Origin of the sequence: Limnohabitans sp. (assembly GCF_046052765.1) — a bacterium.
Classification (GTDB): domain Bacteria; phylum Pseudomonadota; class Gammaproteobacteria; order Burkholderiales; family Burkholderiaceae_C; genus Limnohabitans.
Genome location: NZ_JAVLFQ010000062.1, coordinates 1 through 2,336, shown reverse-complemented (window position 1 = coordinate 2,336; position 2,336 = coordinate 1). Strand labels below are relative to the sequence as shown.

The following is a 2,336-nucleotide window of genomic DNA, read 5'->3' as shown; positions in this document are numbered from 1 at the left end:
GCCCGACTGACGCCGGTGGCGGCGAACGGCTAAACTGACCGATCACTGACATAAGTTGGAGTAAGCATGAACGCGCCCCTGCCGGAACACATACGCAAAGCCTTGGAAACCGTCCAGCTGGACGACAAATACGCACTCGAACAAGGCCGTGCATTCATGAGCGGGGTGCAGGCGCTGGTGCGTTTGCCCATGCTGCAACGCCAACGCGACCAATTGGCCGGTAAAAACACAGCAGGTTTCATCAGCGGTTACCGGGGCTCGCCTTTGGGCAATTACGACCAGGCATTGTGGAGCGCACGCAAGCATTTGCAAGCGCAACACATCGTGTTCCAGCCCGGTGTGAATGAAGAACTGGCCGCCACCGCTTTGTGGGGCACGCAGCAACTCGGTTTTGCGCCGCCCGGCAACAACAAATTCGACGGCGTGTTCGGTATTTGGTACGGCAAAGGCCCGGGCGTAGACCGCACGTCTGACGTGTTCAAACACGGCAACATGGCGGGTACCACGGCTTGGGGCGGCGTGCTGGCCATCGCTGGCGACGACCATGTCTCCAAAAGCAGCACGGCGGCGCACCAAAGCGACCATATTTTCAAAGCCTGCGGCCTGCCCGTGTTTTTCCCTGCGTCTGTGCAAGAGGTGCTGGACTTTGGGTTGCATGGTTTTGCAATGAGCCGTTTCTCCGGCGTTTGGGCAGGCATGAAAACCATCCAGGAAATTGTCGAATCCAGCGCCACGGTAGACATTGACCCGCAAGGTTTGCAAATTGTCATCCCCGAATTCGATATGCCGCCTGGTGGTTTGCACATCCGCTGGCCGGATGATGCGCTGTCGCAAGAAGCGCGGCTGTTCAATTACAAATGGTATGCGGCGCTGGCTTATATACGCGCCAACCGTTTGAACCACACCGTGATTCGCGGCCCGCACGACCGCTTCGGTTTGATTGCCAGCGGCAAGGCCTACAACGACACACGCCAAGCACTGCTGGATTTGGGCTTGGATGACCACACCTGCAAGCGACTAGGTATCCGCGTGCACAAGGTCGGCGTGGTCTGGCCCTTAGAGCCGCAAAGCACGCGCGAATTTGCCGAAGGTTTGCAAGAGATTGTGGTGGTGGAAGAAAAACGCCAACTCATCGAATACCAATTGAAAGAAGAGCTGTACAACTGGCCGGATGCCAAGCGCCCGCGCGTGTTGGGTAAGTTTGACCAGGTGGAAGGTGACAGTGGCGGCGAGTGGTCCACACCTAACCCGATCAGCCACACCCTCTTGCGCTCTAACGCCGATTTGTCGCCTGCGTTGATCGCGCAAGCGATTGCCAAGCGTTTGAAAAAAATGGGTCTGGACGCAGACACCACGGCGCGCATCGATGCGCAACTCGCTGTGCTGGAAGCCAAAAACAACGCCATGCAGGTGCTGGAAGTCAAAGCCGATAGACAACCCTGGTTTTGCTCAGGCTGTCCGCACAATACTTCCACCAAGGTGCCCGAAGGTTCGCGCGCCATGGCCGGTATCGGTTGCCATTTCATGTCATTGTGGATGGACCGCAGCACCACTGGTTTCACGCAAATGGGCGGCGAGGGCGTGCCTTGGGTGGGCCAGCAGCCGTTCAGCAATGACCAGCACATATTTGCCAATATCGGCGACGGCACCTATTTCCACAGCGGCATATTGGCGGTGCGTCAAAGCGTTGCTGCCGGTGTGAACATCACTTACAAAATTTTGTACAACGACGCGGTCGCCATGACCGGTGGCCAGCCGATCGGCGAACGTGCCGAAGGTCATAGCGTCATACAAATAGCGCAAAGCATGCGCGCAGAAGGCGCCAAACGCATTGTTATCGTCACCGACGAACCGGAGAAATACGAGCCGGTTGGTCAAAACGGTGTGCCCGGCACTTTGCTGGGTTTGCCAGAAGGTGTGGCCATCGAACACCGGGACGATTTGGACCAGGTGCAACGCAGCATGCGAGAAATCAAAGGCTGCACCGTCATTATTTACGACCAGACCTGTGCCACTGAAAAACGCCGTCGCCGCAAGCGCGGCACCATGGTCGATCCTGCGGTACGCGTGGTCATCAACGAAGCCGTGTGCGAAGGCTGCGGGGATTGCAGTTCGCAAAGCAATTGCTTGAGCGTGGAGCCACTGGAAACCGACCACGGGCGCAAGCGCAGCATCAACCAAAGCACTTGCAACAAAGACCAAAGTTGCGTCAAAGGTTTTTGCCCCAGTTTTGTGACTGTCGAAGGCGGCCAGTTGCGCAAGAAAAACAAAGCCGGTAACCGCCGTGATCCGGCGCAACTCGGCGAATTGCCGGAGCCAGAACTGCCTTCGCTGAC

Annotated in this window: 1 protein-coding gene; it reads left to right on the top strand. The window is 57.4% G+C overall.

What is annotated here, in order from left to right:
* Positions 1-66: 66 nt before the first annotated feature.
* A partial coding sequence (locus tag AC9UG7_RS08600; RefSeq protein ID WP_509586587.1) for an indolepyruvate ferredoxin oxidoreductase family protein occupies positions 67-2,336 on the top strand: 2,270 nt, incomplete at its 3' end.